The organism is Streptomyces rishiriensis (genome assembly GCF_030815485.1).
GTDB classification, from domain to species: domain Bacteria; phylum Actinomycetota; class Actinomycetes; order Streptomycetales; family Streptomycetaceae; genus Streptomyces; species Streptomyces rishiriensis_A.
Window position 1 is genome coordinate 1,585,105 of record NZ_JAUSWV010000002.1, and the last position, 24,963, is coordinate 1,610,067.

Annotated in this window: 23 protein-coding genes; 2 read left to right on the plus strand and 21 right to left on the minus strand. The window is 71.4% G+C overall.

Features of this window, described 5'->3' with window-relative positions; all coding sequences use genetic code 11:
- Positions 1-84: 84 nt before the first annotated feature.
- On the plus strand, positions 85-684 hold the full coding sequence (locus tag QF030_RS09445; protein ID WP_307162207.1) for a hypothetical protein: 600 nt from the start codon (positions 85-87) through the stop codon (positions 682-684).
- A gap of 271 nt (positions 685-955) precedes the next feature.
- On the opposite strand, the gene QF030_RS09450 is transcribed toward QF030_RS09445, so the two are convergent.
- The 14 genes from QF030_RS09450 to pyrR form a co-directional block, all read right to left on the minus strand.
- Entirely contained in the window at positions 956-3,109 is a 2,154-nt protein-coding gene (locus QF030_RS09450; protein ID WP_307162208.1) for a primosomal protein N', read from the minus strand.
- Positions 3,110-3,471: 362 nt separating this feature from the next.
- Positions 3,472-4,680 (minus strand): methionine adenosyltransferase, encoded by a 1,209-nt coding sequence (metK, locus tag QF030_RS09455; RefSeq protein WP_020128869.1) that lies wholly within the window; start codon positions 4,678-4,680, stop codon positions 3,472-3,474.
- Between the two features lie 239 nt (positions 4,681-4,919).
- Positions 4,920-6,122: a bifunctional phosphopantothenoylcysteine decarboxylase/phosphopantothenate--cysteine ligase CoaBC gene (coaBC, locus tag QF030_RS09460; protein ID WP_307162209.1), complete on the minus strand. Its 1,203-nt coding sequence runs from the start codon at positions 6,120-6,122 to the stop codon at positions 4,920-4,922.
- Between the two features lie 122 nt (positions 6,123-6,244).
- Positions 6,245-6,517: a DNA-directed RNA polymerase subunit omega gene (gene rpoZ / locus QF030_RS09465; RefSeq protein WP_003988945.1), complete on the minus strand. Its 273-nt coding sequence runs from the start codon at positions 6,515-6,517 to the stop codon at positions 6,245-6,247.
- Between the two features lie 52 nt (positions 6,518-6,569).
- Positions 6,570-7,163 carry a guanylate kinase gene (gene gmk / locus QF030_RS09470; RefSeq protein WP_307162210.1) on the minus strand — a complete coding sequence of 198 codons (594 nt, stop codon included), beginning with the start codon at positions 7,161-7,163 and terminating at the stop codon, positions 6,570-6,572.
- Positions 7,164-7,223: 60 nt separating this feature from the next.
- Positions 7,224-7,547 (minus strand): integration host factor, encoded by a 324-nt coding sequence (locus QF030_RS09475; protein WP_003977346.1) that lies wholly within the window; start codon positions 7,545-7,547, stop codon positions 7,224-7,226.
- Positions 7,548-7,825: 278 nt separating this feature from the next.
- Positions 7,826-8,668: an orotidine-5'-phosphate decarboxylase gene (gene pyrF / locus QF030_RS09480; RefSeq protein WP_307162211.1), complete on the minus strand. Its 843-nt coding sequence runs from the start codon at positions 8,666-8,668 to the stop codon at positions 7,826-7,828.
- A complete protein-coding gene (locus QF030_RS09485) occupies positions 8,665-9,771 on the minus strand; it encodes a quinone-dependent dihydroorotate dehydrogenase (RefSeq protein ID WP_307162212.1) in 1,107 nt (368 codons plus the stop codon). Before QF030_RS09485 ends, pyrF begins: the two co-directional genes overlap by 4 nt.
- Positions 9,772-9,849: 78 nt before the next feature.
- Positions 9,850-13,158, minus strand: coding sequence for a carbamoyl-phosphate synthase large subunit (gene carB / locus QF030_RS09490; RefSeq protein ID WP_307162213.1), 3,309 nt, complete (start codon positions 13,156-13,158; stop codon positions 9,850-9,852).
- Complete coding sequence (carA, locus tag QF030_RS09495) at positions 13,151-14,293, minus strand: glutamine-hydrolyzing carbamoyl-phosphate synthase small subunit (RefSeq protein ID WP_307162214.1); 1,143 nt, start codon at positions 14,291-14,293, stop codon at positions 13,151-13,153. Before carA ends, carB begins: the two co-directional genes overlap by 8 nt.
- Positions 14,290-14,871, minus strand: a complete 582-nt coding sequence (locus QF030_RS09500) for a PH-like domain-containing protein (protein WP_307162215.1) — start codon at positions 14,869-14,871, stop codon at positions 14,290-14,292. Before QF030_RS09500 ends, carA begins: the two co-directional genes overlap by 4 nt.
- Positions 14,868-16,154 carry a dihydroorotase gene (locus tag QF030_RS09505; RefSeq protein ID WP_307162216.1) on the minus strand — a complete coding sequence of 429 codons (1,287 nt, stop codon included), beginning with the start codon at positions 16,152-16,154 and terminating at the stop codon, positions 14,868-14,870. The genes QF030_RS09500 and QF030_RS09505 overlap by 4 nt, the downstream gene beginning before the upstream one ends.
- Before the next feature lie 4 nt (positions 16,155-16,158).
- Positions 16,159-17,139, minus strand: coding sequence for an aspartate carbamoyltransferase catalytic subunit (locus QF030_RS09510; protein WP_307162217.1), 981 nt, complete (start codon positions 17,137-17,139; stop codon positions 16,159-16,161).
- A gap of 96 nt (positions 17,140-17,235) precedes the next feature.
- Entirely contained in the window at positions 17,236-17,820 is a 585-nt protein-coding gene (pyrR, locus tag QF030_RS09515; RefSeq protein ID WP_307162218.1) for a bifunctional pyr operon transcriptional regulator/uracil phosphoribosyltransferase PyrR, read from the minus strand.
- 240 nt (positions 17,821-18,060) lie between these two features.
- Here pyrR and bldD point away from each other — a divergent pair, with 240 nt between their 5' ends.
- On the plus strand, positions 18,061-18,561 hold the full coding sequence (gene bldD / locus QF030_RS09520; RefSeq protein ID WP_307162219.1) for a transcriptional regulator BldD: 501 nt from the start codon (positions 18,061-18,063) through the stop codon (positions 18,559-18,561).
- 235 nt (positions 18,562-18,796) lie between these two features.
- Here the strand turns inward: bldD and nusB are convergent, their stop codons facing one another.
- The 7 genes from nusB to aroC form a co-directional block, all read right to left on the minus strand.
- A complete protein-coding gene (gene nusB, locus QF030_RS09525) occupies positions 18,797-19,225 on the minus strand; it encodes a transcription antitermination factor NusB (protein ID WP_307162220.1) in 429 nt (142 codons plus the stop codon).
- Between the two features lie 2 nt (positions 19,226-19,227).
- Entirely contained in the window at positions 19,228-19,794 is a 567-nt protein-coding gene (gene efp / locus QF030_RS09530) for an elongation factor P (RefSeq protein WP_020128856.1), read from the minus strand.
- Between the two features lie 51 nt (positions 19,795-19,845).
- Positions 19,846-20,952, minus strand: coding sequence for an aminopeptidase P family protein (locus tag QF030_RS09535; RefSeq protein ID WP_307162221.1), 1,107 nt, complete (start codon positions 20,950-20,952; stop codon positions 19,846-19,848).
- Positions 20,953-21,043: 91 nt separating this feature from the next.
- Positions 21,044-21,865: a Pro-rich N-terminal domain-containing protein gene (locus tag QF030_RS09540; protein WP_307162222.1), complete on the minus strand. Its 822-nt coding sequence runs from the start codon at positions 21,863-21,865 to the stop codon at positions 21,044-21,046.
- Positions 21,866-22,055: 190 nt separating this feature from the next.
- Positions 22,056-23,165: a 3-dehydroquinate synthase gene (gene aroB / locus QF030_RS09545; RefSeq protein ID WP_307162223.1), complete on the minus strand. Its 1,110-nt coding sequence runs from the start codon at positions 23,163-23,165 to the stop codon at positions 22,056-22,058.
- Positions 23,162-23,677: a shikimate kinase gene (locus tag QF030_RS09550; protein WP_307162224.1), complete on the minus strand. Its 516-nt coding sequence runs from the start codon at positions 23,675-23,677 to the stop codon at positions 23,162-23,164. Before QF030_RS09550 ends, aroB begins: the two co-directional genes overlap by 4 nt.
- Positions 23,674-24,858 (minus strand): chorismate synthase, encoded by a 1,185-nt coding sequence (gene aroC, locus QF030_RS09555; protein ID WP_307162225.1) that lies wholly within the window; start codon positions 24,856-24,858, stop codon positions 23,674-23,676. The genes QF030_RS09550 and aroC overlap by 4 nt, the downstream gene beginning before the upstream one ends.
- Positions 24,859-24,963 lie beyond the last annotated feature (105 nt).

Here is a 24,963-nt window from a genome sequence, read left to right on the forward strand (position 1 = left end):
ACACCGTGACCAGCGGCGCGCACCCGCGTTGGTCAAGAAAGAGTTGACCACACCTACTTCAACGCCGGTTCGAGAGGCTTGTTCATGGCCGACCATGCAACCCACGACGCCCAGGCCCGGGCCAGCCTGCACTTGCTGGTGCGGGACATCGAGCGCGTCCGACGGCAGGTGGACGCACTGCGCACCCTCACCGCCCAGCTGGGCAACGTCTACCGCCCCCGCCGCTCCGGCCCGTCCACGGGCTTCGTCGTCTACGGACGCGCCCCGGCACCCACGGTCCGCCTCGCCCAGGAGCTGCGGGACAGCGTCGAGACCCTGGTCACCGCGGCGGTGGACTTCGACCGTTCGCTCGGCTTCTCGTGGGACGCGGTGGGCTCCGCCCTCGGTGTCACCAAGCAGGCCGTACACCGCCGCTACGGCGCCCGCCGTGCCGCGGTCCAGGCGGCCACGGCCACCGCCGAGGCCGAGCGACCCGACGAGCCGACCGCCGCCCGCACAGTCACCGTGAACACGGGCATCCCGGCGGTTCCCACGGTTCCCGCCGCCCGCTCGATGCCGACCCAGCCCACGGCAGGCAGCCCCACCCTGCGCGACACCGGCGTCCCGGCCCTCCGCGACCCCGCGAGCCCGGCCCTGCGCGACGAGGCCAGGCCCACCGCCTTCCCCGGCCCGCGCAACGGCTGACGCACCGCGTCCGCCCAGGGCAATTCCCCAGCCCGTCTCCCCCATCCTGCCCTCTCGGCCCCCGCCCGAGAGGGCAGCCGCACACCCGGCCCACCATGACCCCACCACCGCCCATCGCCCCACACCCGACGCAACGGCTCACACACCCCGACCCACCCAGCACCTCACCCCCCAACCCGCCTTCCCCCCTGCCCTCTCGGCCCCCGACCGAGAGGGCAGTCCCACACCCGGCCCACCTCCACCCCACCACCGCGCAACCGCCCATCGTGCCTCAGCCGATGTCCGGGGGATCGATCCGCACCCGCACGGGCTCCTCGCCGCCCCGAGCCATCCGAGCCGCCTGTGCCGTCTTCAGGGCGGCCGCCAGCGCGGCGCCCCTCCCGGGCGGCACCCGGAGCAGCGCCCGCTCCCACTCCTCCCCGGGTGGCGGCGCTCCCGGGCGCCGGGGCTGCCCCGGCGGGCCGGCCGGCACCGGAACCGGCCCCAGCAGCTCTGCCTCCGGCGGCAGTCGGACGGCCTCCAGGAACGCGGTCAGGGCCTCCCCCGTCCCCGACACCGCCGCCATCCGGGACACCGGCGGAAAACCCAGCTCGGCCCGCTCGGCCAGCTCTCGCACCGCGTGCCCCACGGGGTCCCATCGCACCAGCGCCTGCACGGGCCGCAGGGTCGGCTCGGCGACGACGACCACGGTTCCGCCCTCCCCCGACGGCCTGACGAGCGCGGCGGCCGCGATCCAGCGGCGCAGCGCGTCCTCCCCGGCCCTCAGGTCGGGCCGTCCGAGCATGGCCCAGCCGTCCAGCAGCAGCGCGGCCGCGTAACCGCCCTCGGCGACCGGCTCGGCCCCGGGCGTGGACACGACGAGCGCGGGTGTCCCCGGCACGGTGTCCAGCACCTGCTCCCGCCCGGACGTCCGCACCGGCACGGCGGGAAACGCCCGCCCCAGCTCCTCGGCGGTCCGCCGTGCCCCCACGACCTGCGCCCGCAACCGGAACGAGCCGCACTCCGGACAGTGCCAGGCGCTCTCCTCACGTCCGCACCACCCGCACCACAGGGCACCGCCGTCCCGCGCCTCCAGCGGCCCGGAGCAGTGCCGGCAGCGGGCGGCGGCCCGGCACTGCGCGCACGCCATCCGCGGCACATAGCCCCGTCGGGGCACCTGCACGAGCACCGGCCCGTGCCGCAGGCCCTCCCGGACGGCCTGCCATGCCAGGCTGGGCAGCCGGGCGGCGCGGGCCGCCTCGTCCCGGGCGAGGTCCTGGTCGCCCACGGTGCGCACGAGCGGAGCGCTGTGCCGCACCTGCTCGCGTGCGGCGACCAGCGGCCGCGCCCAGCCGCTCTCGACGAGCTGCGCGCCCTCCACGGTGCAGCTCCAACCCCCCACCAGAAAACCGCACTTGTCCTGCGCGGCCCGCAGCAGCAGCACCTCTCGCGCATGGGGCTGCGGCGCGTGCAGCTCGCTGTGGCTGTCGTCGCCGTCGTCCCAGAGCGCGACCAGCCCGAGGTCCTGGACCGGCGCGAACATCGCGGCACGCGTCCCGACGACGGCCCGCACGGAACCCCGCCGTACGGCGAGCCACTCCCGGTACCGCTTCTCGGGGCCGGCGTCCGCGGTGAGCAGCGCGTGCCGCCCCTGGCCCAGCAGCGCCGTCAACGCGGCGTCGACCCGTGCGGCGGCCCGCCCGTCGGGTACGACGACCAGTGCCCCGCGCCCGGAGGCGAGCGTCGCGGCGACGGCCCGCGCCAGCTCCTCGCTCCACTCGGGGCCGGGCAGCGCGTTCCACACCGCCCGGGGTGCGCCACCGGAGGCGAGCGACTCGAGGAACGCGCTCCCTCGCTCGTAGCGCCCCCAGGTCCCGGCCTCCGGCGCCGCGGGCGGCGGCAGCGGCGCCGGGGAGGGCCGCTGCTCGGCACGCGCGTTGCGCGGCGGCACGGCCAGTTGAAGAACGTCGGCCAGGCTCCCGGCGTACCGATCGGCGACGGCCCGCGCCAGTCCCAGCAGCTCCTCGCTCAGCACCGGCTCGGGCGACACCACCTGCGCGAGCGCCGCGAGCGGCCCGGAGTAGTCCGACGCGGCGAGCCGCTCGACGAGGAACCCGTCGATGAGCCCCCCGCCCTCGCGCCGCCCTTCCCGCACCCGGCCGCGGCCGGCCCCGAACCGCACCCGCACCCGCACCCCGGGCCGGGCGTCGGCGTCCAGCTCGGCCGGTACCGCGTAGTCGAAGTACCGGTCCAGATGCAGTACGCCTTTGTCGACGAGCACCCGCGCGACCGGCAACTCCTCGGCCAGTGCGGCCCCCCGCCAGGTCCGGGGCTTGGCCCGCGGCGCCTTGGCCTGCCGCACGCTCTCCCGGATCAGCGCGAGCTGCTCGGGCGGCGCGCCCTCCGAGGCCGCACCGCCGTCCCCCTGCCCGTTCTCGCTGCTCACGCTTGCATTTTTACCAAACGCCACTGACAACGGTCCTTCCGCCGAAGCTCTGCTCCCCTTGCGGCGCCGCGGGCGCGTGGACGGACCCGTGACCGTTCGAGACGCCGCCCGGCGACTTCCCGCCGTCGTCTCGTGACACACCACGTCCGGTTCCCGGCCGTGCCGGACGTGATCCTGAGCCCTGAGGGGCTACCCCCGGCCCGGCGCGGGGGTCGCCCTCCAGAACCCCTTGCCTCACCGTGCCAGACCTGCGAACGCCCTCGGACAGAGGGGCTGCCCGCGGCACCGGCCCGCGCAAACGCCGAGGCCCGGCCTCCCTGAGGAGGCCGGGCCCACGCGTCGTTCGAGGAAGACCTGCAGACCTACAGTCCCGCGGCCTTGCGCAGCGCGTCCACGCGGTCCGTGCGCTCCCACGTGAAGTCGGGCAGCTCACGGCCGAAGTGACCGTACGCGGCGGTCTGGGCGTAGATCGGACGCAGCAGGTCGAGGTCGCGGATGATCGCGGCCGGGCGGAGGTCGAAGACCTCGTCGATGGCCTTCTCGATCTTCTCGGCGTCGACCTTGGCGGTGCCGAAGGTCTCCACGAAGAGACCGACCGGCTCGGCCTTGCCGATCGCGTAGGCGACCTGGACCTCGCAGCGCGCGGCGAGACCCGCGGCCACCACGTTCTTCGCGACCCAGCGCATCGCGTACGCCGCCGAGCGGTCGACCTTGGACGGGTCCTTGCCCGAGAAGGCGCCGCCACCGTGCCGGGCGAAGCCGCCGTAGGTGTCGATGATGATCTTGCGGCCGGTGAGGCCGGCGTCGCCCATCGGGCCGCCGATCTCGAAGCGGCCGGTCGGGTTCACCAGCAGGCGGTAGTTCTCGGTGTCGAGCTTGATGCCCTCGTCCAGGAGCGCCTTCAGCTCCGGCTCCACCACGAACTCGCGGATGTCCGGGGCCAGCAGGGAGTCCAGGTCGATGTCGCTCGCGTGCTGCGAGGAGACGACGACCGTGTCCAGACGGAGGGCCTTGTCACCGTCGTACTCGATGGTGACCTGGGTCTTGCCGTCGGGGCGCAGGTAGGGGATGGTCCCGTTCTTGCGGACGTCCGACAGGCGCTTCGACAGACGGTGCGCCAGGAAGATCGGCAGCGGCATCAGGGTCGGCGTCTCGTCCGACGCGTAGCCGAACATCAGGCCCTGGTCGCCGGCGCCCTGGCGGTCCAGCTCGTCCTCGTCGCCCTCGACACGGTTCTCGTACGCCGTGTCGACACCCTGGGCGATGTCCGGGGACTGCGCGCCGATGGACACCGAGACACCGCACGAGGCGCCGTCGAAGCCCTTCTTCGAGGAGTCGTAGCCGATCTCCAGGATCTTGTCGCGCACCAGCTGGGGGATCGGCGCGTACGCCTTGGTGGTGACCTCACCGGCCACGTGCACCAGACCGGTCGTGATCAGGGTCTCGACGGCGACCCGGGAGGCCGGGTCCTCGCGCAGCAGGGCATCGAGAATGGTGTCGCTGATCTGGTCAGCGATCTTGTCGGGGTGACCCTCGGTCACAGACTCCGAGGTGAACAGGCGACGGGACACAACGCTCCCTGGGGTTGCAGCGGCTGCTGGCTGATCATTGGCGGACGCGACAGGAGCTGCGCCCGGCGTCGTCCGAGAACAGTTTATCGGTCGTGCCCCTCCACCGGGCCACCCGTCTCGCCTCTCGGGAGCGCTGTGACCTGCGGCACGGGCATTCTGCCGAATGCCGAGCACCGTTGGCCAGGGCGCCGCACCCGAATCGACCGAGGGGGAGGACGACGGGGAAGCGCATCAAACAGTCAGCCCAGCCGCCGCGTCACCAGGTCCCACACGATTTCGGCCAGGGCCTCCTTGGGCCCGTACGGCACGGGCGTTTCGCTGCCGTCGGCCCCCAGCACGACGGCCTCGTTCTCCTCCGAACCGAAGGTCTTGCGCTCCCCCACCTCGTTCACCACCAGCAGATCGCAGCCCTTGCGACGGAGCTTCGACCGGCCGTTGGCGAGGACCTCGTCGGTCTCGGCCGCGAAGCCGACAACCACCTGGTTGGAGCGCGCCCGGTCGGCGGAGACCTCGGCGAGGATGTCCGGATTTCGCACAAGAACGATGGGGTCCGGTTCCCGGCCGTCCTGTTTCTTGATCTTCCCGGCCGCGTACGTCTCCGGCCGGAAGTCGGCCACCGCGGCCGCCATGACGACCGCGTCGGCGTCCGCTGCCGCCTTCAGGACCGCCTCACGCAGCTGCACGGCCGTGCCGACCCGGACGACGTCGACCCCGGCCGGGTCGGGCAGGCCGGTGTTCGCCGCGACCAGCGTGACGCGGGCGCCGCGGGCGGCGGCGGTGCGGGCGAGGGCGTAGCCCTGCTTGCCGGAGGAGCGGTTGCCGAGGAAGCGGACCGGGTCGAGGGGCTCGCGGGTACCGCCGGCGCTGACCACGACATGGCGGCCGACGAGGTCGGGCTCGCGCACTCCCCTGGCCAGGACCCGGCGGCAGACCTCGAAGATCTCGGCAGGGTCGGGCAGCCGGCCCTTGCCGGTGTCGACGCCGGTGAGGCGGCCGACGGCCGGCTCGATGACGACGGCGCCCCGGCGGCGCAGCGTCGCCACGTTCTCCTGGGTGGCCGGGTGCTCCCACATCTCGGTGTGCATCGCGGGGGCGAAGACGACCGGACAGCGGGCCGTCAGGAGGGTGTTGGTGAGGAGGTCGTCGGCGAGGCCGTGGGCGGCCTTGGCGAGCATGTCCGCCGTGGCCGGGGCGACGACCACCAGGTCGGCGTGCTGGCCGATACGGACGTGCGGGACCTCGTGGACGTCGTCCCAGACCTCCGTGGAGACGGGGTGCCCGGAGAGGGCGGACCAGGTGGCCGCGCCGACGAAGTGCAGCGCCGAGGCGGTGGGGACCACCCGGACGTCATGGCCCGACTCGGTCAGTCTGCGCAGCAGCTCGCAGGCCTTGTAGGCGGCGATGCCCCCACTGACCCCCAGAACGACCTTCGGCTTGTCCACCGTCTCTCCCCGGACCTCGGAAAACGCACACCGCGGCTCCCGGCGTACGGGTCCATCAGACACCACAGGCCCGGCAGTCGTGCTGCCGGGCCTGTGGAAAAACCAATTGCGAGCCGAAAATACTACTGAGCGGGGCCCTCGACGGCCTCGGACGTCAGCAGACCCGCGTTGATCTCGCGAAGGGCGATCGAGAGCGGCTTCTCGTGGACGTGGGTGTCCACGAGCGGACCGACGTACTCGAGGAGGCCCTCGCCGAGCTGCGAGTAGTACGCGTTGATCTGGCGGGCCCGCTTGGCCGCGTAGATCACGAGGCTGTACTTCGAGTCGGTGGCCTCGAGGAGCTCGTCGATCGGCGGGTTGATGATGCCCTCGGGCGCGGAGATGGAAGAGGACACGCTCTACCTTCCGATGGATGGGAAAAAACAGGTCGTGATCACAGGCTCGTAATCACACAACATCGACCAAGGCTAGCAGCTCACGCGCGACGTCCTCGACGGAGGTGTTGACCAGGGTCACGTCGAACTCCGGCTCGGCCGCGAGTTCGATCTTCGCCGCCGCCAGGCGGCGCTCGATCACCTCGGGCGGTTCGGTGCCCCGCCCGGTGAGCCGACGCACCAGTTCCTCCCAGGAGGGAGGGGCGAGGAACACGAGTTGAGCCTCGGGCATCGACTCGCGGACCTGCCGGGCTCCCTGGAGGTCGATCTCCAGGAGGACCGGCTCGCCCGACTCCAGGCGTTCCAGCACCGCGGTGCGCGGAGTGCCGTAGCGGTTGCCCGCGAACTCGGCCCACTCGAGCAGCTCGCCGTTGGCGATCAGCTTGTCCATCTCGTCGTCGGTGACGAAGAAATAGTGGACGCCGTGCTTCTCGCCGGGCCGCGGCCTACGGGTCGTCGCCGACACGGAGAGCCAGACTTCGGGGTGTTCCTTGCGCATATGAGCGACGACCGTGCTCTTGCCGACCCCGGAGGGGCCGGAGAGCACGGTCAGCCGCGGACGTGCGTCCGGGGTTTCGGGGGTCGTCCCCCGGAGTTTTACTGCCATGCAGCGATTATTCCAGCAATCCCGGAGTGCCCGGGACTCCCTTCCCGCGGCACCCGGGAATCAGGAGCCGGTGCTGCCGAACTCACGCTCCAGGGACGCGATCTGGTTGGAACCGAGGCCGCGCACGCGACGGCTCTCGGAGATGCCGAGTCGCTCCATGATCTGCTTGGCGCGGACTTTGCCCACGCCCGGGAGCGACTCCAGAAGGGCGGAGACCTTCATCTTGCCGATGACGTCGTTTTCCTGACCCTGCTTGATGACCTCGTGAAGCGAGGCGCCGGAGTGCTTGAGTCGATTCTTGACCTCGGCCCGCTCCCGGCGAGCCGCGGCGGCCTTTTCGAGCGCGGCTGCGCGCTGTTCGGGGGTAAGGGGCGGAAGAGCCACGCCTACGTCACCTCGGATGTCGAACTGTCGGATACGGACCGGTGAGGAACCTAGTCGCCCCACACCTGGTGAGTTACGAGCAACACGCGCTGCCCGTTCACTCTCCGTCGGAGACTAGCGGCCAACTCCGCCAGAGTCAGCGAGAACAGAGGAAAAGTCCTGGTCAGCCTCCGTAGGGCCGGACATTTAAGACATAGTGCCCCGGATTTGAGGATGTATCCAGACTCAAGTCGTCTCCGGACCGCCCGACCGAGCCCCGGTCGGGCGGCCGACGCCGTTCAGACGGACGCCACGGCGGCGCGGACCTCTCGCGCGAATCGATCCACGGCGTCACGCAGAGCGACGAGGTCGGGACCGTGACGCAACACACCCCGACTCACGTTCGGCACGACATTGCGCACCGCGGACCCGAAGACCCGCGGAAGGTCGGCCGGCGTGGCCCCCTGAGCGCCGACCCCCGGCGCGAGAAGCGGACCGTTGATGTCGAGGTCGTACGTCGAGAGGTCGCCCAGGGTGGCGCCGACGACCGCCCCGAAGGAGCCCAGCGGCTCCTCCCCCACGTTCTCCGCCGCCAGGTGCGCCAGCATCGTCGCCCCGATGTCCCGCCCGTCCGGCCGCACCGCGCGCTGGACCTCACGGCCCTCCGGGTTGGAGGTCAGCGCCAGCACGAACAGCCCGGCTCCGCTCTCGCGCGCCGACACCACCGCCGGGGACAGGGATCCGTAGCCGAGGTACGGCGACACGGTGAGGGCGTCGGAGAACAGCGGGGCGTCCTTGTGCAGGAACGACTCGGCGTAGGCGGCCATGGTCGAGCCGATGTCGCCGCGCTTGGCGTCCATCACGACCAGGGCACCGGCCGCCCGCGCCTCCTGGACGGTCTTCTCCAGGACGGCGATGCCGCGGGAGCCGAACCGCTCGAAGAAGGCGCTCTGCGGCTTCAGCAGGGCGACCCGGTCGGCCGTGGCCTCGACGACCGTGCGGCTGAACCGCTCCAGGCCGGCGACGTCGTCGTTCAGGCCCCACTCGGCGAGCAGGGAGGCGTGCGGGTCGATGCCGACGCAGAGCGGGCCACGCTGGTCCATGGCCCGGCGCAGCCGCGCGCCGAAGGGCTCCAGGGTCATGCCGTCTTCCTCACGTCGGCGCCGACCGCGTCGGCGAGAGTGGCGTAGGGGCTCGTCCGCAGGCGGGCGGCCAGGCCCTTGTGGATCGCACGGCCCCAGAAGGGCCCCTGGTAGATGAAGGCGCTGTACCCCTGGACCAGCGTGGCACCGGCCAGGATGCGCTGCCAGGCGTCCTCGGCGTCCTCCACGCCGCCGACGCCCACGAGGGTGACGCGATCGCCCACGCGCGCGTAGAGGCGGCGCAGGACCTCCAGCGAGCGGGCCTTGAGGGGCGCCCCCGACAGGCCGCCGGCCTCCTTCACCAGCGAGGGTTCGGACTTCAGACCGAGTCCCTCGCGCGCGACGGTGGTGTTGGTGGCGATGATCCCGTCCAGGCCGAGTTCCACGGCCAGGTCGGCCACCGCGTCGACGTCGTCGTCGGCCAGGTCCGGGGCGATCTTGACCAGCAGCGGGACCCGCCGGGAGGTCACGACCCGGTCGGCGGCCTCGCGCACGGCGCTCAGCAGCGGCCGCAGCGCCTCGGTGGCCTGCAGGTTGCGCAGTCCCGGGGTGTTCGGCGAGGACACGTTGACCACCAGGTAGTCGGCGTAGGGCGCGAGCCGCTCGGTCGACTTCACGTAGTCGCCGACGGCCTCCTCCTCCGGTACGACCTTGGTCTTGCCGATGTTGACGCCCACCACGGGCTTGAAGACGGGCGTACGGGAGGCCAGGCGCGCGGCTACGGCCAGCGAGCCCTCGTTGTTGAAGCCCATCCGGTTGATGAGGCCCCGGTCCTTCACGAGCCGGAACAGCCGCTGGGCGGGGTTGCCCGGCTGCGGCTCGCCGGTGACCGTGCCGATCTCGACATGGTCGAAGCCCAGCATCGACATCCCGTCGATCGCGACGGCGTTCTTGTCGAAGCCGGCGGCGAGCCCGAAGGGGCCGTGCATGCGCAGCCCGAAGGCCTCGGTGCGCAGTTCCTCGTACCGGGGGGCCAGAACGGCCGCGACGAACGTGCGCAGCACCGGGATCCGGACGGCGAGCCGGATCCAGCGGAAGGCCAGGTGGTGGGCGCGCTCGGGGTCCATCCGGTGGAAGACCAGCCGGAAGAATTGCTTGTACATGATCATGTCCTCCAAGGAGCCTCGCGAAGAGGTGTCATGAAGAGGGGGACACCGTTTCCGGTGTCCCCCTGAGGGCTGCTAGTCGCGGGCCGCGGTCAGGTGTTCCGCGTGTTCTTGGAGTGAGCGGACGCCCACACCCCCGTGGTTGAGGGCGTCGATGCCCTGGACGGCCGCGGCGAGCGCCTGGACCGTCGTCAGGCACGGCACGGACCGCGCCACGGCCGCCGTACGGATCTCGTAGCCGTCGAGGCGGCCGCCGGTGCCGTACGGGGTGTTGACGATGAGGTCGACCTCGCCGTCGTGGATGAGCTGGACGATGGTCTTCTCGCCGTTCGGACCGGTGCCCTCGGACTGCTTGCGCACGACGGTGGCGTTGATGCCGTTGCGCCTGAGGACCTCGGCTGTGCCGGAGGTGGCGAGCAGTTCGAAGCCGTGGCCGACCAGTTCACGGGCCGGGAAGATCATCGAGCGCTTGTCGCGGTTGGCGACCGAGATGAACGCGCGGCCCTTGGTGGGCAGCGGGCCGTACGCGGCGGCCTGCGATTTGGCGTACGCCGTGCCGAAGACGGAGTCGATGCCCATGACCTCGCCGGTGGAGCGCATCTCGGGGCCGAGCACGGTGTCGACACCGCGGCCGGAGGTGTCCCGGAACCGGCTCCACGGCATCACGGCCTCCTTGACGGAGATCGGCGCGTCCAGCGGCAGCTCACCGCCGTCGCCGGTCGCCGGGAGCAGCCCCTCGGCGCGCAGCTCGGCGACGGTCGCGCCCAGCGAGATCCGGGCGGCGGCCTTCGCCAGCGGCACCGCGGTGGCCTTCGAGGTGAAGGGGACCGTACGGGACGCGCGCGGGTTGGCCTCCAGGACGTAGAGGATGTCGCCGGCCATCGCGAACTGGATGTTGATCAGACCGCGCACCCCGACGCCCTTGGCGATCGCCTCGGTGGAGGCGCGCAGGCGCTTGATGTCGAAGCCGCCGAGGGTGATCGGCGGCAGGGCGCACGCCGAGTCGCCGGAGTGGATGCCGGCCTCCTCGATGTGCTCCATGACGCCGCCGAGGTACAGCTCCTCGCCGTCGTAGAGCGCGTCGACGTCGATCTCGATGGCGTCGTCGAGGAAGCGGTCGACGAGGACCGGCCGGGTGGGGCTGATCTCGGTCGACTCGGCGATGTAGGACGACAGCCGCGTCTCGTCGTAGACGATCTCCATGCCGCGGCCGCCGAGCACGTACGACGGACGCACCAGGACCGGGTAGCCGATCTCGTCCGCGATGGCCTTGGCCTCGGAGAAAGTGGTGGCCGTGCCGTGCTTCGGGGCCGGCAGACCGGCCTCGGCGAGCACCCGCCCGAAGGCGCCCCGGTCCTCGGCCGCGTGGATGGCCTCCGGGGAGGTGCCGACGATCGGCACGCCGTTGTCCTTCAGCGCCTGCGCCAGGCCCAGCGGGGTCTGGCCGCCGAGCTGGACGACGACACCGGCGACCGGGCCGGCCAGCGACTCCGCGTGGACGATCTCCAGCACGTCCTCCAGCGTCAGCGGCTCGAAGTACAGGCGGTCGGAGGTGTCGTAGTCCGTGGAGACGGTCTCCGGGTTGCAGTTGACCATCACGGTCTCGTACCCGGCGTCGGACAGCGCGAAGGAGGCGTGGACGCAGGAGTAGTCGAACTCGATGCCCTGGCCGATGCGGTTCGGGCCGGAGCCCAGGATGATCACCGCCGGCTTCTCGCGGGGCGCGACCTCGCTCTCCTCGTCGTAGGAGGAGTAGAAGTACGGCGTCTTCGCGGCGAACTCGGCGGCGCAGGTGTCCACCGTCTTGTAGACCGGGCGGATGCCCAGGGCGTGCCGGACCTCGCGGACGACGTCCTCGCGCAGTCCGCGGATCTCGGCGATCTGCTGGTCCGAGAAGCCGTGCCGCTTGGCCTCGGCGAGCAGCTCGACGTCCAGGCGGTCGCCGGCGGCCAGCTCGTCGGCGGTCTCCTTGATGAGGAAGAGCTGGTCGACGAACCAGGGGTCGATCTTCGTGAACTCGAAGACCTCCTCGGGGGTGGCGCCCGCGCGGATGGCCTGCATGACGGTGTTGATACGGCCGTCGGTGGGCCGTACGGCCTCGCGCAGCAGCGCGTCCTTGTCGCCGGGGTCGCCGACGAAGGTGAACTGGCTGCCCTTCTTCTCCAGCGAGCGCAGCGCCTTCTGGAAGGCCTCGGTGAAGTTGCGGCCGATCGCCATGGCCTCGCCGACCGACTTCATGGTCGTGGTCAGCGTGGAGTCGGCGCTCGGGAACTTCTCGAAGGCGAAGCGCGGGGCCTTCACGACCACGTAGTCGAGCGTCGGCTCGAAGGAGGCCGGGGTCTCCCGGGTGATGTCGTTCGGGATCTCGTCGAGGGTGTAGCCGACGGCGAGCTTGGCCGCGATCTTGGCGATCGGGAAGCCGGTGGCCTTGGAGGCCAGGGCCGAGGAACGCGAGACGCGCGGGTTCATCTCGATGACGATGATGCGGCCGTCCTCGGGGTTGACCGCGAACTGGATGTTGCAGCCGCCGGTGTCGACGCCGACCTCGCGGATGATCGCGATGCCGATGTCGCGCAGCCGCTGGTACTCGCGGTCGGTCAGCGTCATCGCCGGCGCGACGGTGATCGAGTCGCCGGTGTGGACGCCCATGGGGTCGAAGTTCTCGATGGAGCAGACGACCACGACGTTGTCGTTCTTGTCGCGCATCAGCTCCAGCTCGTACTCCTTCCAGCCGAGGATGGACTCCTCCAGGAGCACCTCGGTGGTCGGGGAGAGCGTCAGGCCCTGGCCGGCGATGCGGCGCAGCTCCTCCTCGTCGTGGGCGAAGCCGGAGCCGGCGCCGCCCATGGTGAAGGAGGGGCGGACGACGACGGGGTACCCGCCGAGCGTCTCGACGCCCGCGATCACGTCGTCCATGGAGTGGCAGATCACGGACCGCGCGGACTCGCCGTGTCCGATCTTCTCGCGGACGGCCTCGACGACACCCTTGAAGAGGTCGCGGTCCTCGCCCTTGTTGATCGCCTCGACGTTGGCGCCGATCAGCTCGACGCCGTACTTCTCCAGCACACCCTGCTCGTGCATGGAGATCGCGGTGTTGAGGGCCGTCTGGCCGCCGAGCGTCGGCAGCAGGACGTCCGGGCGCTCCTTGGCGATGATCTTCTCGACGAACTCCGGGGTGATCGGCTCCACGTAGGTGGCGTCGGCGATCTCCGGGTCGGTCATGATCGTCGCCGGGTTGGAGTTCACCAGGATGACGCGCAGACCCTCGGCGCGCAGGACGCGGCACGCCTGGGTGCCGGAGTAGTCGAACTCGGCGGCCTGACCGATGACGATCGGGCCGGAGCCGATGACCAGGACGGACTGGATATCGGTGCGCTTAGGCACGCTGGCCCTCCATCAGGGATACGAAGCGGTCGAACAGGTAGGCGGCGTCGTGGGGGCCCGCTGCCGCTTCGGGGTGGTACTGGACGGAGAAGGCCGGCTGGTCGAGCAGCTGGAGCCCCTCCACGACGTCGTCGTTGAGGCAGACGTGGGAGACCTCGGCGCGGCCGAACTTCGTCTCGCTGACCTTGTCGAGCGGCGCGTCCACGGCGAACCCGTGGTTGTGCGCGGTGACCTCGACCTTGCCGGTCGTACGGTCCTGGACCGGCTGGTTGATGCCGCGGTGGCCGTACTTCAGCTTGTAGGTCCCGAAGCCCAGGGCGCGGCCGAGGATCTGGTTGCCGAAACAGATGCCGAAGAGCGGCGTCCTGCGCTCCAGCACCTCGGTCATCAGCGCGACCGGGCCGTCGGCGGCGGCCGGGTCGCCCGGGCCGTTGGAGAAGAACACGCCGTCGGGGTTCACGGCGTACACCTCGGCCGCCGAGGCCGTCGCCGGGAGCACGTGCACCTCGATGCCGCGCTGGGCCATGCGGTGCGGGGTCATGCCCTTGATGCCGAGGTCGATGGCGGCGACGGTGAACCGCTTCTCGCCGACCGCCGGGACGACGTAGGCCTCCTTGGTGGCGACCTCCTCGTAGAGGCTCGCGCCCTTCATGTGCGGCTGGGCCTGCACGCGCGCGAGGAGCTCGGTGTCGGAGCGGACCGCCTCGCCGGAGAAGACGCCGGCGCGCATCGAGCCGCTCTCGCGGAGGTGGCGGGTGAGCGCGCGGGTGTCGATGCCGCAGATGCCGACGACGTTCTGCGCGACGAGCTCGTCGTCCAGGGAGCGCTTGGCGCGCCAGTTGGACGGCACGCGCGCGGGGTCGCGCACGACGTAGCCGGAGACCCAGATGCGGCCCGACTCGTCGTCCTCGTCGTTCCAGCCGGTGTTGCCGATCTGCGGGGCGGTCGCGACGACGATCTGACGGTCGTACGACGGGTCGGTCAGGGTCTCCTGGTAGCCGGTCATGCCGGTGGAGAACACCGCTTCGCCGAAGGTCTCCCCCACGGCCCCGTAGGCACGGCCGCGGAAGATCCGGCCGTCCTCCAGGACGAGTACGGCGGGAACCCTGGTGGTTCCCCTGGTGGAGGTCGTCATCGTGCGCCTTCCGTTTCCGTCGGGTTCTCGGTTTTGTCGATCATGGAGTTGATGGCGTCGACCCACTCGCCGTGCTCGGCCGCGTGGTCCGAGCGGAAGCCCGAGTCGAGCAAGGTGTCGCCGTGTGCCCAGGTCACCACCAGTAGTCCGCCCTCGGTGAGGACCTTGCCGGCGATGCCCTTGTCGAGCCGGGCCTCGCGCAGTGCGGCGGCCGGGACGAAGAAGTCGGTGGCGCCGGGGCGTACGACGTCCAGTCCCGCGGCCGTCAGGGTGAGCTCGACCCGGCTGCGGGTGCCCAGGCCGTGCGCCACGATGCGGTCGAGCCACTGCCCGGCGGTGGTGGAGCCGTGGTAGCGGCCGCTCATGCCCAGTCTCGCCGGGCCGGGGTCGTCCGGCGCGGTGGGGAGCTCCGGCAGGTCGCCCTGGAGCGTGCCGCGCCACTTCCAGCCCTCGCGCATCAGCCAGTAGACGAGCGCGACGAAGAGGCCGAGACCGACCACCCAGCCGATCCGGGCGGCCCAGTCGGTCACTTGGGCCGATTCCTTCTCGGCCGCGAGCAGTAGTGCAGCAGATGTCACGTGAGCTTCCCGTCGACGAGCGTGGCCTTGCCCCGGAGCCACGTGTGCGTGACACGGCCCGGCAGCTCACGCCCCTCGTAGGGGGTGTTCCGGCTGCGCGAGGCGAAGCCCGCGGGGTCCACCGACCCACGGTATTCCGTGTCGACGAGCGTGAGGTTGGCGGGCTCACCTGCCGAGACGGGGCGCCCGTGGCCCTTGGCCTGCCCGATCAGGGCGGGCTTGAACGACATCCGGCTGGCGACCCCGGCCCAGTCCAGCAGGCCCGTCTCCACCATCGTCTCCTGGATCACCGACAGCGCGGTCTCCAGGCCGACCATGCCCATGGCGGCGGCGGCCCACTCGCAGTCCTTGTCCTCGTGCGGGTGCGGGGCGTGGTCGGTGGCGACGATGTCGATGGTGCCGTCGGCGAGCGCCTCACGCAGGGCGTGCACGTCCCGCTCGGTGCGCAGCGGCGGGTTCACCTTGTAGACCGGGTTGTACGACCGGACCAGCTCGTCGGTCAGGAGCAGGTGGTGCGGGGTGACCTCGGCGGTGACGTCGATGCCGCGGGACTTGGCCCAGCGCACGATCTCGACGGATCCGGCGGTGGAGAGGTGGCAGATGTGGACCCGCGAGCCGACGTGCTCGGCGAGCAGGACGTCCCGGGCGATGATCGACTCCTCGGCCACCGCGGGCCAGCCTCCGAGACCCAGCTCGGCGGAGACAACGCCCTCGTTCATCTGGGCGCCCTCGGTCAGCCGCGGCTCCTGCGCGTGCTGGGCGACGACCCCGCCGAAGGCCTTCACGTACTCCAGGGCCCGGCGCATGATCACCGCGTCGTCGACGCACTTGCCGTCGTCGGAGAAGACGGTGACGCCGGCCGCCGACTCGTGCATGGCGCCCAGCTCGGCGAGCTTGCGGCCCTCGAGGCCGACCGTGACCGCGCCGATGGGCTGCACGTCGCAGTAGCCGTGCTCCTGCCCGAGCCGGTAGACCTGCTCGACCACACCGGCGGTGTCGGCCACCGGGAAGGTGTTGGCCATGGCGAACACGGCCGTGTAGCCGCCGGATGCGGCGGCGCGGGTGCCGGTCAGCACCGTCTCGGAGTCCTCCCGGCCCGGCTCGCGCAGATGGGTGTGCAGGTCGACCAGGCCCGGCAGCAGCACCTTGCCTGCGGCCTCGACCACCTCGGCGCCCTCGGCGGACAGCCCCGCGCCGACGGCCTCGATGACCGCGCCGTCGATCAGGACGTCCTGCGGCTCACCGCCGAGCACCTTCGCACCACGGATAAGGATCTTGCTCATGTTCTTACTTCTCCTCGGTGGAGCGGGCGTGGCTGACGGCGGGTTCGTTGCCGCCCAGGAGCAGGTAGAGGACCGCCATCCGGATGGACACGCCGTTGGCGACCTGTTCGACGACGGTGCAGCGCTCCGAGTCGGCGACCTCGGCGGTGATCTCCATGCCGCGGACCATCGGGCCGGGATGCATGACGATGGCGTGCTCGGGCATCCGCGCCATGCGGTCGCCGTCGAGACCGTAGCGCCGCGAGTACTCGCGCTCGGTCGGGAAGAACGCGGCGTTCATCCGCTCGCGCTGCACGCGCAGCATCATCACCGCGTCGGACTTGGGCAGCGTGCTGTCGAGGTCGTACGACACCTCGCAGGGCCAGGTCTCGATGCCGACCGGCACCAGGGTGGGCGGGGCGACCAGGGTGACCTCGGCGCCGAGCGTGTGCAGCAGGTCGACGTTGGAGCGGGCGACCCGGCTGTGCAGCACGTCACCGACGATGGTGATGCGCTTGCCGGCGAGGTCCTGGCCGAGCCCGGCGTCCCGGCCGACGAGTCGGCGCCGCATGGTGAAGGCGTCCAGGAGGGCCTGGGTGGGGTGCTGGTGGGTGCCGTCCCCGGCGTTGACGACGACCGCGTCGATCCAGCCGGAGGTGGCCAGGCGGTAGGGCGCGCCGGAGGCGCCGTGCCGGATGACGACCGCGTCGACGCCCATGGCCTCCAGCGTCTGGGCGGTGTCCTTCAGGGACTCGCCCTTGGACACCGACGATCCCTTGGCGGAGAAGTTGATGACGTCCGCGGAGAGGCGCTTCTCGGCGGCCTCGAAGGAGATGCGCGTGCGCGTGGAGTCCTCGAAGAAGAGGTTGACGATGGTGCGGCCGCGCAGGGTCGGCAGTTTCTTGATGGGCCGGTCGGCGACCCGGGCCATCTCCTCGGCGGTGTCGAGGATCAGGACGGCGTCGTCGCGGGTGAGGTCGGCGGCCGAGATGAGATGACGCTGCATCTGTCAGGCTCCGTAAGGCAGTTCAGGGAGGGGAGATCACGGGCGTGCAGGGCACGGCTGCGAGGCGCACGGCACCGAGGGCCGCACGCGCGCGTGCTACTGCTGGGCGGCCGGCTTCACACCGAGCAGCACGGTGTCGCGACCGTCCTCCTCGGCGAGCTGGACCTTGACCGTCTCCCGCAACGACGTGGGGAGGTTCTTGCCGACGTAGTCGGCGCGGATGGGCAGTTCCCGGTGGCCGCGGTCGACGAGGACCGCGAGCTGGACCGCGCGCGGTCGCCCGAGATCGTTCAGCGCGTCGAGGGCCGCGCGGATGGTGCGGCCGGAGAAGAGCACGTCGTCGACGAGGACGACCAGCCTGCCGTCCAGACCGTCACCGGGGATCTCGGTGCGGGCCAGCGCACGCGGCGGGTGCATGCGCAGGTCGTCGCGGTACATCGTGATGTCGAGGGAACCGACCGGAATCCTGCGGTCGGTGATCTGCTCGAGCTTGGCGGCGAGCCGCTGGGCGAGGAAGACGCCGCGGGTCGGGATGCCGAGCAGCACCACGTCGTCGGCGCCCTTGGCGCGTTCGACGATCTCGTGGGCGATACGGGTCAGTACCCGCGCGATGTCGGGGCCTTCGAGCACGGGCCGCGCATCGGCTTGCCGGGAGTCCTGCTGAATGTCCTGCTTGTCCATATGAAACGGACCTCCTTCTCCGCCTCACGGGACGGACCTTAAAGGACGTCGGATTTGCGCCATCCACGGTAGCAGGCCGGGACACCGCCCCGATCACCCCCTTGGCGTAATCGGCCATCGATACCACGGAAGCGTCGGTGTGGACCATTCGGCTTGACTCAGAAGAATCACGCTGCGTAACCTCACAGTGAGTTACCAGCACGCGGCTCGTGCCGCGTCGACCCAGTGCCGGGGAGCTATATGTCCAGCGAATACGCCAAACAGCTCGGGGCCAAGCTCCGGGCGATCCGCACCCAGCAGGGCCTTTCCCTCCACGGTGTCGAGGAGAAGTCCCAGGGACGCTGGAAGGCGGTCGTGGTCGGTTCGTACGAGCGCGGCGACCGCGCCGTGACCGTCCAGCGCCTTGCCGAGCTGGCGGACTTCTACGGCGTCCCCGTGCAGGAACTGCTGCCGGGCACCACTCCGGGCGGCGCCGCGGAGCCGCCGCCGAAGCTGGTCCTGGACCTGGAGCGACTGGCCCACGTGCCGGTCGAGAAGGCGGGCCCCCTTCAGCGGTACGCGGCCACCATCCAGTCGCAGCGCGGTGACTACAACGGAAAGGTGCTGTCGATCCGCCAGGACGACCTGCGCACGCTCGCCGTCATCTACGACCAGTCGCCCTCGGTCCTGACCGAGCAGCTGATCAGCTGGGGCGTCCTGGACGCGGACGCGCGTCGCGCGGTTTCCCACGAGGACGCCTGAGTCCCGTAAAGGCCCAGCAGAGCTCAGCAGAAACGTGCCGCCGGGGTGGCCGGAACCTGATGGTTCCGGCCACCCCGGCGTTGTGACCGAGTACGCCGGAGGGCCCACAGCGTGTGCTGTGGGCCCTCCGGCGTGTTCGCGCCCCGAGGGGCGCGAAGGACCGCACGACGAGCCACAGACGGCCCGCAGGCCTCCTACGGCCCACGTTCCCCGGCTCCTCCCGCGGCCCTGTTCGCTATTCGCGACGCAGAGACGGCTTGAGTTCCTTGAACCGGCCGAGCAGCCCGTTGACGAACGACGGCGACTCGTCGGTGGAGAACTCCTTCGCCAGCTGCACCATCTCGTCCAGGACGACCGCGTCCGGGGTCTCGTCGGCCCAGATCAGCTCGTAGGCGCCGAGACGCAGGATGTTGCGGTCGACGACGGGCATCCGGTCCAGCGTCCAGCCGACCGAGTACTGCGAGATCAGCTCGTCGATGCGCCGCGCGTACCCCGCGTAGCCCTCGACCAACTGCATCGTGTACTCGCTGACCGGCGGCTGCCGGGTGTCGGCCCGGGAGAGCCGGATCCAGTCCGCGAGGACTGTCAGGACGTCGACTTCGCGCTGGTCGCCCTCGAAGAGGATCTGGAAGGCGCGCTTGCGGGCCGTGTTGCGAGCAGCCACGGTTAGCTGTTCACCCGGCCGAGGTAGTCGCTGGTGCGGGTGTCGACCTTGATCTTCTCACCGGTGGTGATGAAGAGCGGGACGTTGATCTGGTGACCGGTCTCCAGGGTGGCGGGCTTGGTGCCACCGGTGGAGCGGTCGCCCTGAAGGCCGGGCTCGGTCTCCTGCACGACGAGCTCGACGGCGGCCGGCAGCTCGACGAAGAGCACCTCGCCCTCGTGCTGCGCGACGGTGGCCGTGAAGCCCTCGATCAGGAAGTTGGCGGCGTCGCCGACGGCCTTGCGGTCGACCATCAGCTGGTCGTAGGTCTCCATGTCCATGAAGACGAAGTACTCGCCGTCCATGTACGAGAACTGCATGTCGCGCTTGTCGACAGTGGCCGTCTCGACCTTGACGCCGGCGTTGAACGTCTTGTCGACGACCTTGCCGGAAAGCACGTTCTTCAGCTTGGTGCGCACGAAGGCCGGGCCCTTGCCGGGCTTGACGTGCTGGAACTCGACGACGGACCAGAGCTGGCCGCCTTCGAGCTTGAGCACCAGGCCGTTCTTGAGGTCGTTCGTGGAAGCCACGGTTGCGGAATCTCCTGGACTGACGTGGACGACCCCGGTGCACGCACCTGACTAGAGGGCGAGCAGCTCCTTGGTCGTGATGGTGAGTAGCTCGGGTCCGCCGTCCGCCTCGGGGCGCACGACGAGCGTGTCATCGATCCGGACACCGCCCCGGCCCGGGAGGTGGACCCCCGGTTCGACGGTGACCGGCACGCAAGCGTCCAGTTTACCCATGGCCGCGGGAGACAACTGCGGGTCCTCTTCGATTTCCAGTCCGACACCGTGCCCGGTGAGCGCGTGGAGGCCCTCGGAGTGCCCCGCGGAGTCCAGGATGTGGCGGGCCGCGCGGTCCACGTCCCGGAAGGCGGCACCGGGTGCCAGGGCCTCTCGTCCGGCCCGCTGGGCAGCGAAGACGAGGTCGTACAGCTCGATCTGCCAGTCGGCGGGGGATGTGCCGATCACGAAGGTGCGGCCGATCTCGCAGCGGTAGCCGCGGTAGCTCGCCCCCAGGCAGACGGAGAGGAAGTCGCCCTCCTCCACCCGCCGGTCGGTGGGCCGGTGGCCGCGCCGGCCGGAGTTCGGACCGGTGGCGACCGAGGTGGCGAACGCGGGACCGTCGGCACCGTGGTCGACGAGCCGCCGTTCCAGTTCGAGGGCGAGGTGCCGTTCCGTACGGCCCACCAGGATGGACTCCAGCAGCTCCCCCAGGGCCTGGTCGGCGATCTCGGCGCCGATCCGCAGACAGGAGATCTCCTCCTCGTCCTTCACCACCCTGAGCTGCTCGACCGCGCCGCCCAGGTCGGCGAGGCGCAGCCCGGGTGCGACGGAGCGCAGGGCGCGGTGGCGGGCCACCGTGAGGTGATGCTCCTCCACCGCGAGGGAGTCGCCGCCCTCGCCCACCAGGAGGTCCACTGCGGCGACCGCGGGATCGCCGCCGGAACGGCGCAGGGAGTGGACGCGCAGGGTTTCGTCCGGCCGGCCCTCGTTCGGGCGGTCGTCGGGCGGGTCCGCGCAGACGAGCAGATCCTCACGTCTGCCCAGCAGCAGGACGGCGCCGCGCGGCGCCGCACCCGCGAGGTATCTCACGTTGGCGGGGCGGGAGATCAGCGCGGTGGCGCTGCCGCTCGCGTTGCAGCGTTCTCTCAGCCGGGTGCGGCGGGACGCGTAGACCTCTGACATGACACGAGCGTAGGAGGAGTGGCCGGATTGTGCCGGTTGGGAGGGCGTTCGGGGGAACCGGCCGCGTCGGGCCGGAGCGCCCGAGGGCGCTCTACCACTTCGGAGGGCTCGCGATCGCCCTGGCCAGCACGTCGTCCAGAACCCTCGCGGTCGTGGGGACGTCCAGTTGGGAGTTGTCGATGATGGGGAGGCCGGAGCCGTACCAGCCGGCCATGCGGCCATGGATCCGGGCCACCTCCTCGTCGCTGAGGCGGCGGTTTCCGGAGCGTGCGGCGTTGCGCTCCAGGACCACTTCGAGTCCGGGCAGGAGCACGACGGGCAGCAGGCCCGGCCCCACGTGCCGTTTCCAGCCGCCCAGGCCCACGGCCGGGCGGTCGGGGAAGATCGCGTCGTCCAGGATGCACGAGATGCCGTTGGCCAGGAAGTTGCGGGCGGCGAAGCCGCAGGTGCGGCGGGCCAGCCGGTACTGGGCCTCGGAATGGTCGTTCCACCCCGACTGCGGGTCGGCGAAGCCCGAGCGGACCCATTCCCGTACGTCGTCGAGACTCACATGGGCGGTGGGCACCCGGCGGTGGTCGGCCCAGAACTTGGCGACGCTCGTCTTCCCGGCGCCCGCCGGGCCGATCAGCAGCACCGCCAGCGTCGTGGCCGTCGGGTCGGGGACGGTCGGGGCGGGCGGCGCGCTGGGCATGGGGACGGGCCCGCCGGGCGGCAGCGGGACGTGTCCGGTGGGCTCGGTGCCCTGCGGGACCGGAGCGTGCTGCGGGGCGGGCGGCGGCGGCACGGGCGGGACCGCCGGCTGGGGCGCGGGCGGCACCGGGCCCGTGGGGGCGCCGAGGTACCCCGGCTGCTGCTGGGGGGCGCCGCCCGGCTGATGGGGCGGCGGCAGCGGAGAACCCACTGCGTGCTGCATCCGGTGCCACTCCGTCTCGTACAGGCAATGGGCGCTGGTTGTGAGGGGCGCGGACCCCGCTCTTCGCTACTGAACGGTACCGCCCCCGGGCGTCGTTCGGTGAACGACCGGGGGCGGTCCGAAGTGCCCGGTGCGGAAGGCGTATCGGGCGGAAGGGAAGCAGGCGGACCTACTGGCCCGTTCCGCGCTGTTACTCGCCCACCTCGCCGTACGCGGCCAGCAGGACGGCCGGGTCGGGGCCCTCGAGGACGTTCGGCTTGGCGAGGCCGTCCAGGACGATGAACCGCAGCAGGTCGCCGCGGGACTTCTTGTCGACCTTCATGTTCTCCAGCAGCTTGGGCCACTGGTCGTAGCGGTAGTGCAGCGGCAGCCCCACCGACTGCAGGATCGTGCGGTGGCGGTCGGCCGTCGCGTCGTCCAGCCGGCCCGCCAGGCGGCCCAGTTCGGCGGCGAAGTGCATGCCCACCGACACGGCGGCGCCGTGCCGCCACTTGTAGCGCTCGTTCTTCTCGATGGCGTGCGCCAGCGTGTGACCGTAGTTGAGGATCTCCCGCAGGCCCGACTCCTTCAGGTCCGACGACACGACGTCCGCCTTGACCCTGATGGAACGCTCGATGAGCTCGGCGGTGTGCGGGCCCGTCGGGGTGCGGGCCGCCTCGGGGTCGGACTCGATCAGGTCGAGGATCGCCGGGTCGGCGATGAAGCCGGCCTTGATGATCTCGGCGAGCCCGGAGACGTAGTCGTTGACCGGCAGGGAGTCCAGCGCGGCCAGGTCGCACAGCACACCGGCCGGCGGGTGGAAGGAACCGACCAGGTTCTTGCCCTCGGCGGTGTTGATGCCGGTCTTGCCGCCGACGGCCGCGTCGACCATGGCCAGCACGGTCGTCGGGACGGCGATCCAGCGCACCCCGCGCAGCCAGGTCGCGGCGACGAACCCGGCCAGGTCGGTGGTCGAGCCCCCGCCGACGCCCACGACGACGTCGCTGCGGGTGAACCCGGACTGGCCGAGCGCCTTCCAGCAGTAGGCGGCGACCTCGGCGGTCTTGGCCTCCTCGGCGTTGGGCACCTGGATGGCGACGGCCTCGTAGCCCTGTTCGGCCAGATCGGCGCGGAGCGCGTCCCCGGTACCGGCGAGTGCCTCGGGGTGGATCACCGCGACCCGCTTGGCCGTCCCCGTCCGGCTTCGCTCGCCGATCAGCCCGCCGAGCTCGCCCAGCAGCTGACGGCCGACCAGGACCTCGTACGGCTCCGAGCCCGCGCTGCCGCCGACCCGGATCCGCGTTACGGACTCGCTGCTCATGCTTCCTTCAACTCCAAAGCGTCCAAGGCCACTTGGGTGACCTCTTCGGGCGTACGGCCGTCCGTGGTCACGACCGCGGTGGCGACGCCCTCGTAGAGATGGCGACGGGCGTCCATCAGCTCACGCCACTGCTTGCGCGGATTGACGGCGAGCAGCGGGCGCGCCGTGTTCAGGCCGGTGCGCTTGACGGCTTCCTCGACGTCCATCGCCAGGTAGACCACGCGCTGCCCGGCCAGCAGCGCGCGGGTGTCCGCGTCCAGGACCGAGCCGCCGCCGAGCGCCAGCACGCCGTCGTGCTCGGCGAGCGCGCGCCGCACGGCCCGCTTCTCGACCGCGCGGAAGGTCTCCTCGCCCTCGTCGACGAAGATCTCCGCGATGCTGCGGCCCGCCTCGGTGACGATGTCGTCGTCGGTGTCCCGGTAGCCGACGCCGAGGCGCTCGGCGAGCAGCTGCCCGACGGTGGACTTGCCGACGCCCATGGGGCCGACGAGGACGACCAGCGGCCCGCTCATCGGATGTGCAGGCTGTCGAGGTACGACCGCACGTTGCGGCGGGTCTCGGTGACGCTGTCGCCACCGAACTTCTCCGCCACCGCGTCCGCGAGCACCAGCGCGACCATCGCCTCGGCGACGATCCCGGCGGCCGGGACCGCGCACACGTCGGAGCGCTGGTGGTGGGCCTGGGTGGCCTCGCCCGTGGCGACGTCCACCGTGCGCAGGGCCCGCGGCACGGTAGCGATCGGCTTCATCGCCGCGCGCACGCGCAGCAGCTCGCCGGTGGTCAGTCCGCCCTCGGTGCCGCCGGAGCGGCCGCTCGTACGCCGGATGCCCTCGGGCGTGGTGACGATCTCGTCGTGCGCCTTCGAACCCGGCACGCGCGCGAGGTCGAAGCCGTCGCCGACCTCGACGCCCTTGATCGCCTGGATGCCCATCAGGCCCGCGGCGAGGCGGGCGTCCAGCCGGCGGTCCCAGTGCACGTGCGAGCCGAGGCCGACCGGGACGTCGTACGCGAGCACCTCGACGACGCCGCCGAGGGTGTCGCCGTCCTTGTGGGCCTGGTCGATCTCCGCGACCATCGCCTTCGACGCGTCGGCGTCCAGGCAGCGGACCGGGTCCGCGTCCAGCTTCTCGACGTCCGCGGGGGTCGGCAGGACGCCGTAGGGCGCCTTCGCGGCGGCCAGCTCGACGACGTGCGAGACGATCTCGATGCCGGCCGTCTCCTTCAGGTACGACCGGGCGACCGCGCCCAGCGCGACCCGGGCAGCCGTCTCCCGCGCGGAGGCGCGCTCCAGGATCGGCCGGGCCTCGTCGAAGCCGTACTTCTGCATCCCGGCGAGGTCGGCGTGGCCGGGGCGCGGGCGGGTGAGCGGGGCGTTGCGGGCGAGGCCGGCCAGGATCTCCGGGTCGACCGGGTCGGCCGCCATCACCTGTTCCCACTTCGGCCACTCGGTGTTGCCCACCATGACGGCGACCGGAGAGCCCATGGTCAGGCCGTGCCGGACACCGCCGAGGAAGGTGATCTCGTCGCGCTCGAACTTCATGCGCGCACCACGCCCATAGCCGAGCCGTCGCCGCGCGAGGTGGTCGGCGACCATCTCGGTGGTGATCGGCACGCCGGCGGGAAGGCCCTCCAGCGTCGCGACAAGTGCGGGACCGTGGGACTCCCCCGCGGTCAGCCAACGCAGCCTGCTCAACGATGCTCCTCAGTGCTCGCGCCCTGGTACTGCTCTGCGCACGCGCGTCCGTCGCGTACGTCGGTGGCGTGACCGGGTGCGCGGCCCTGGCCCGCCACCTCCGAT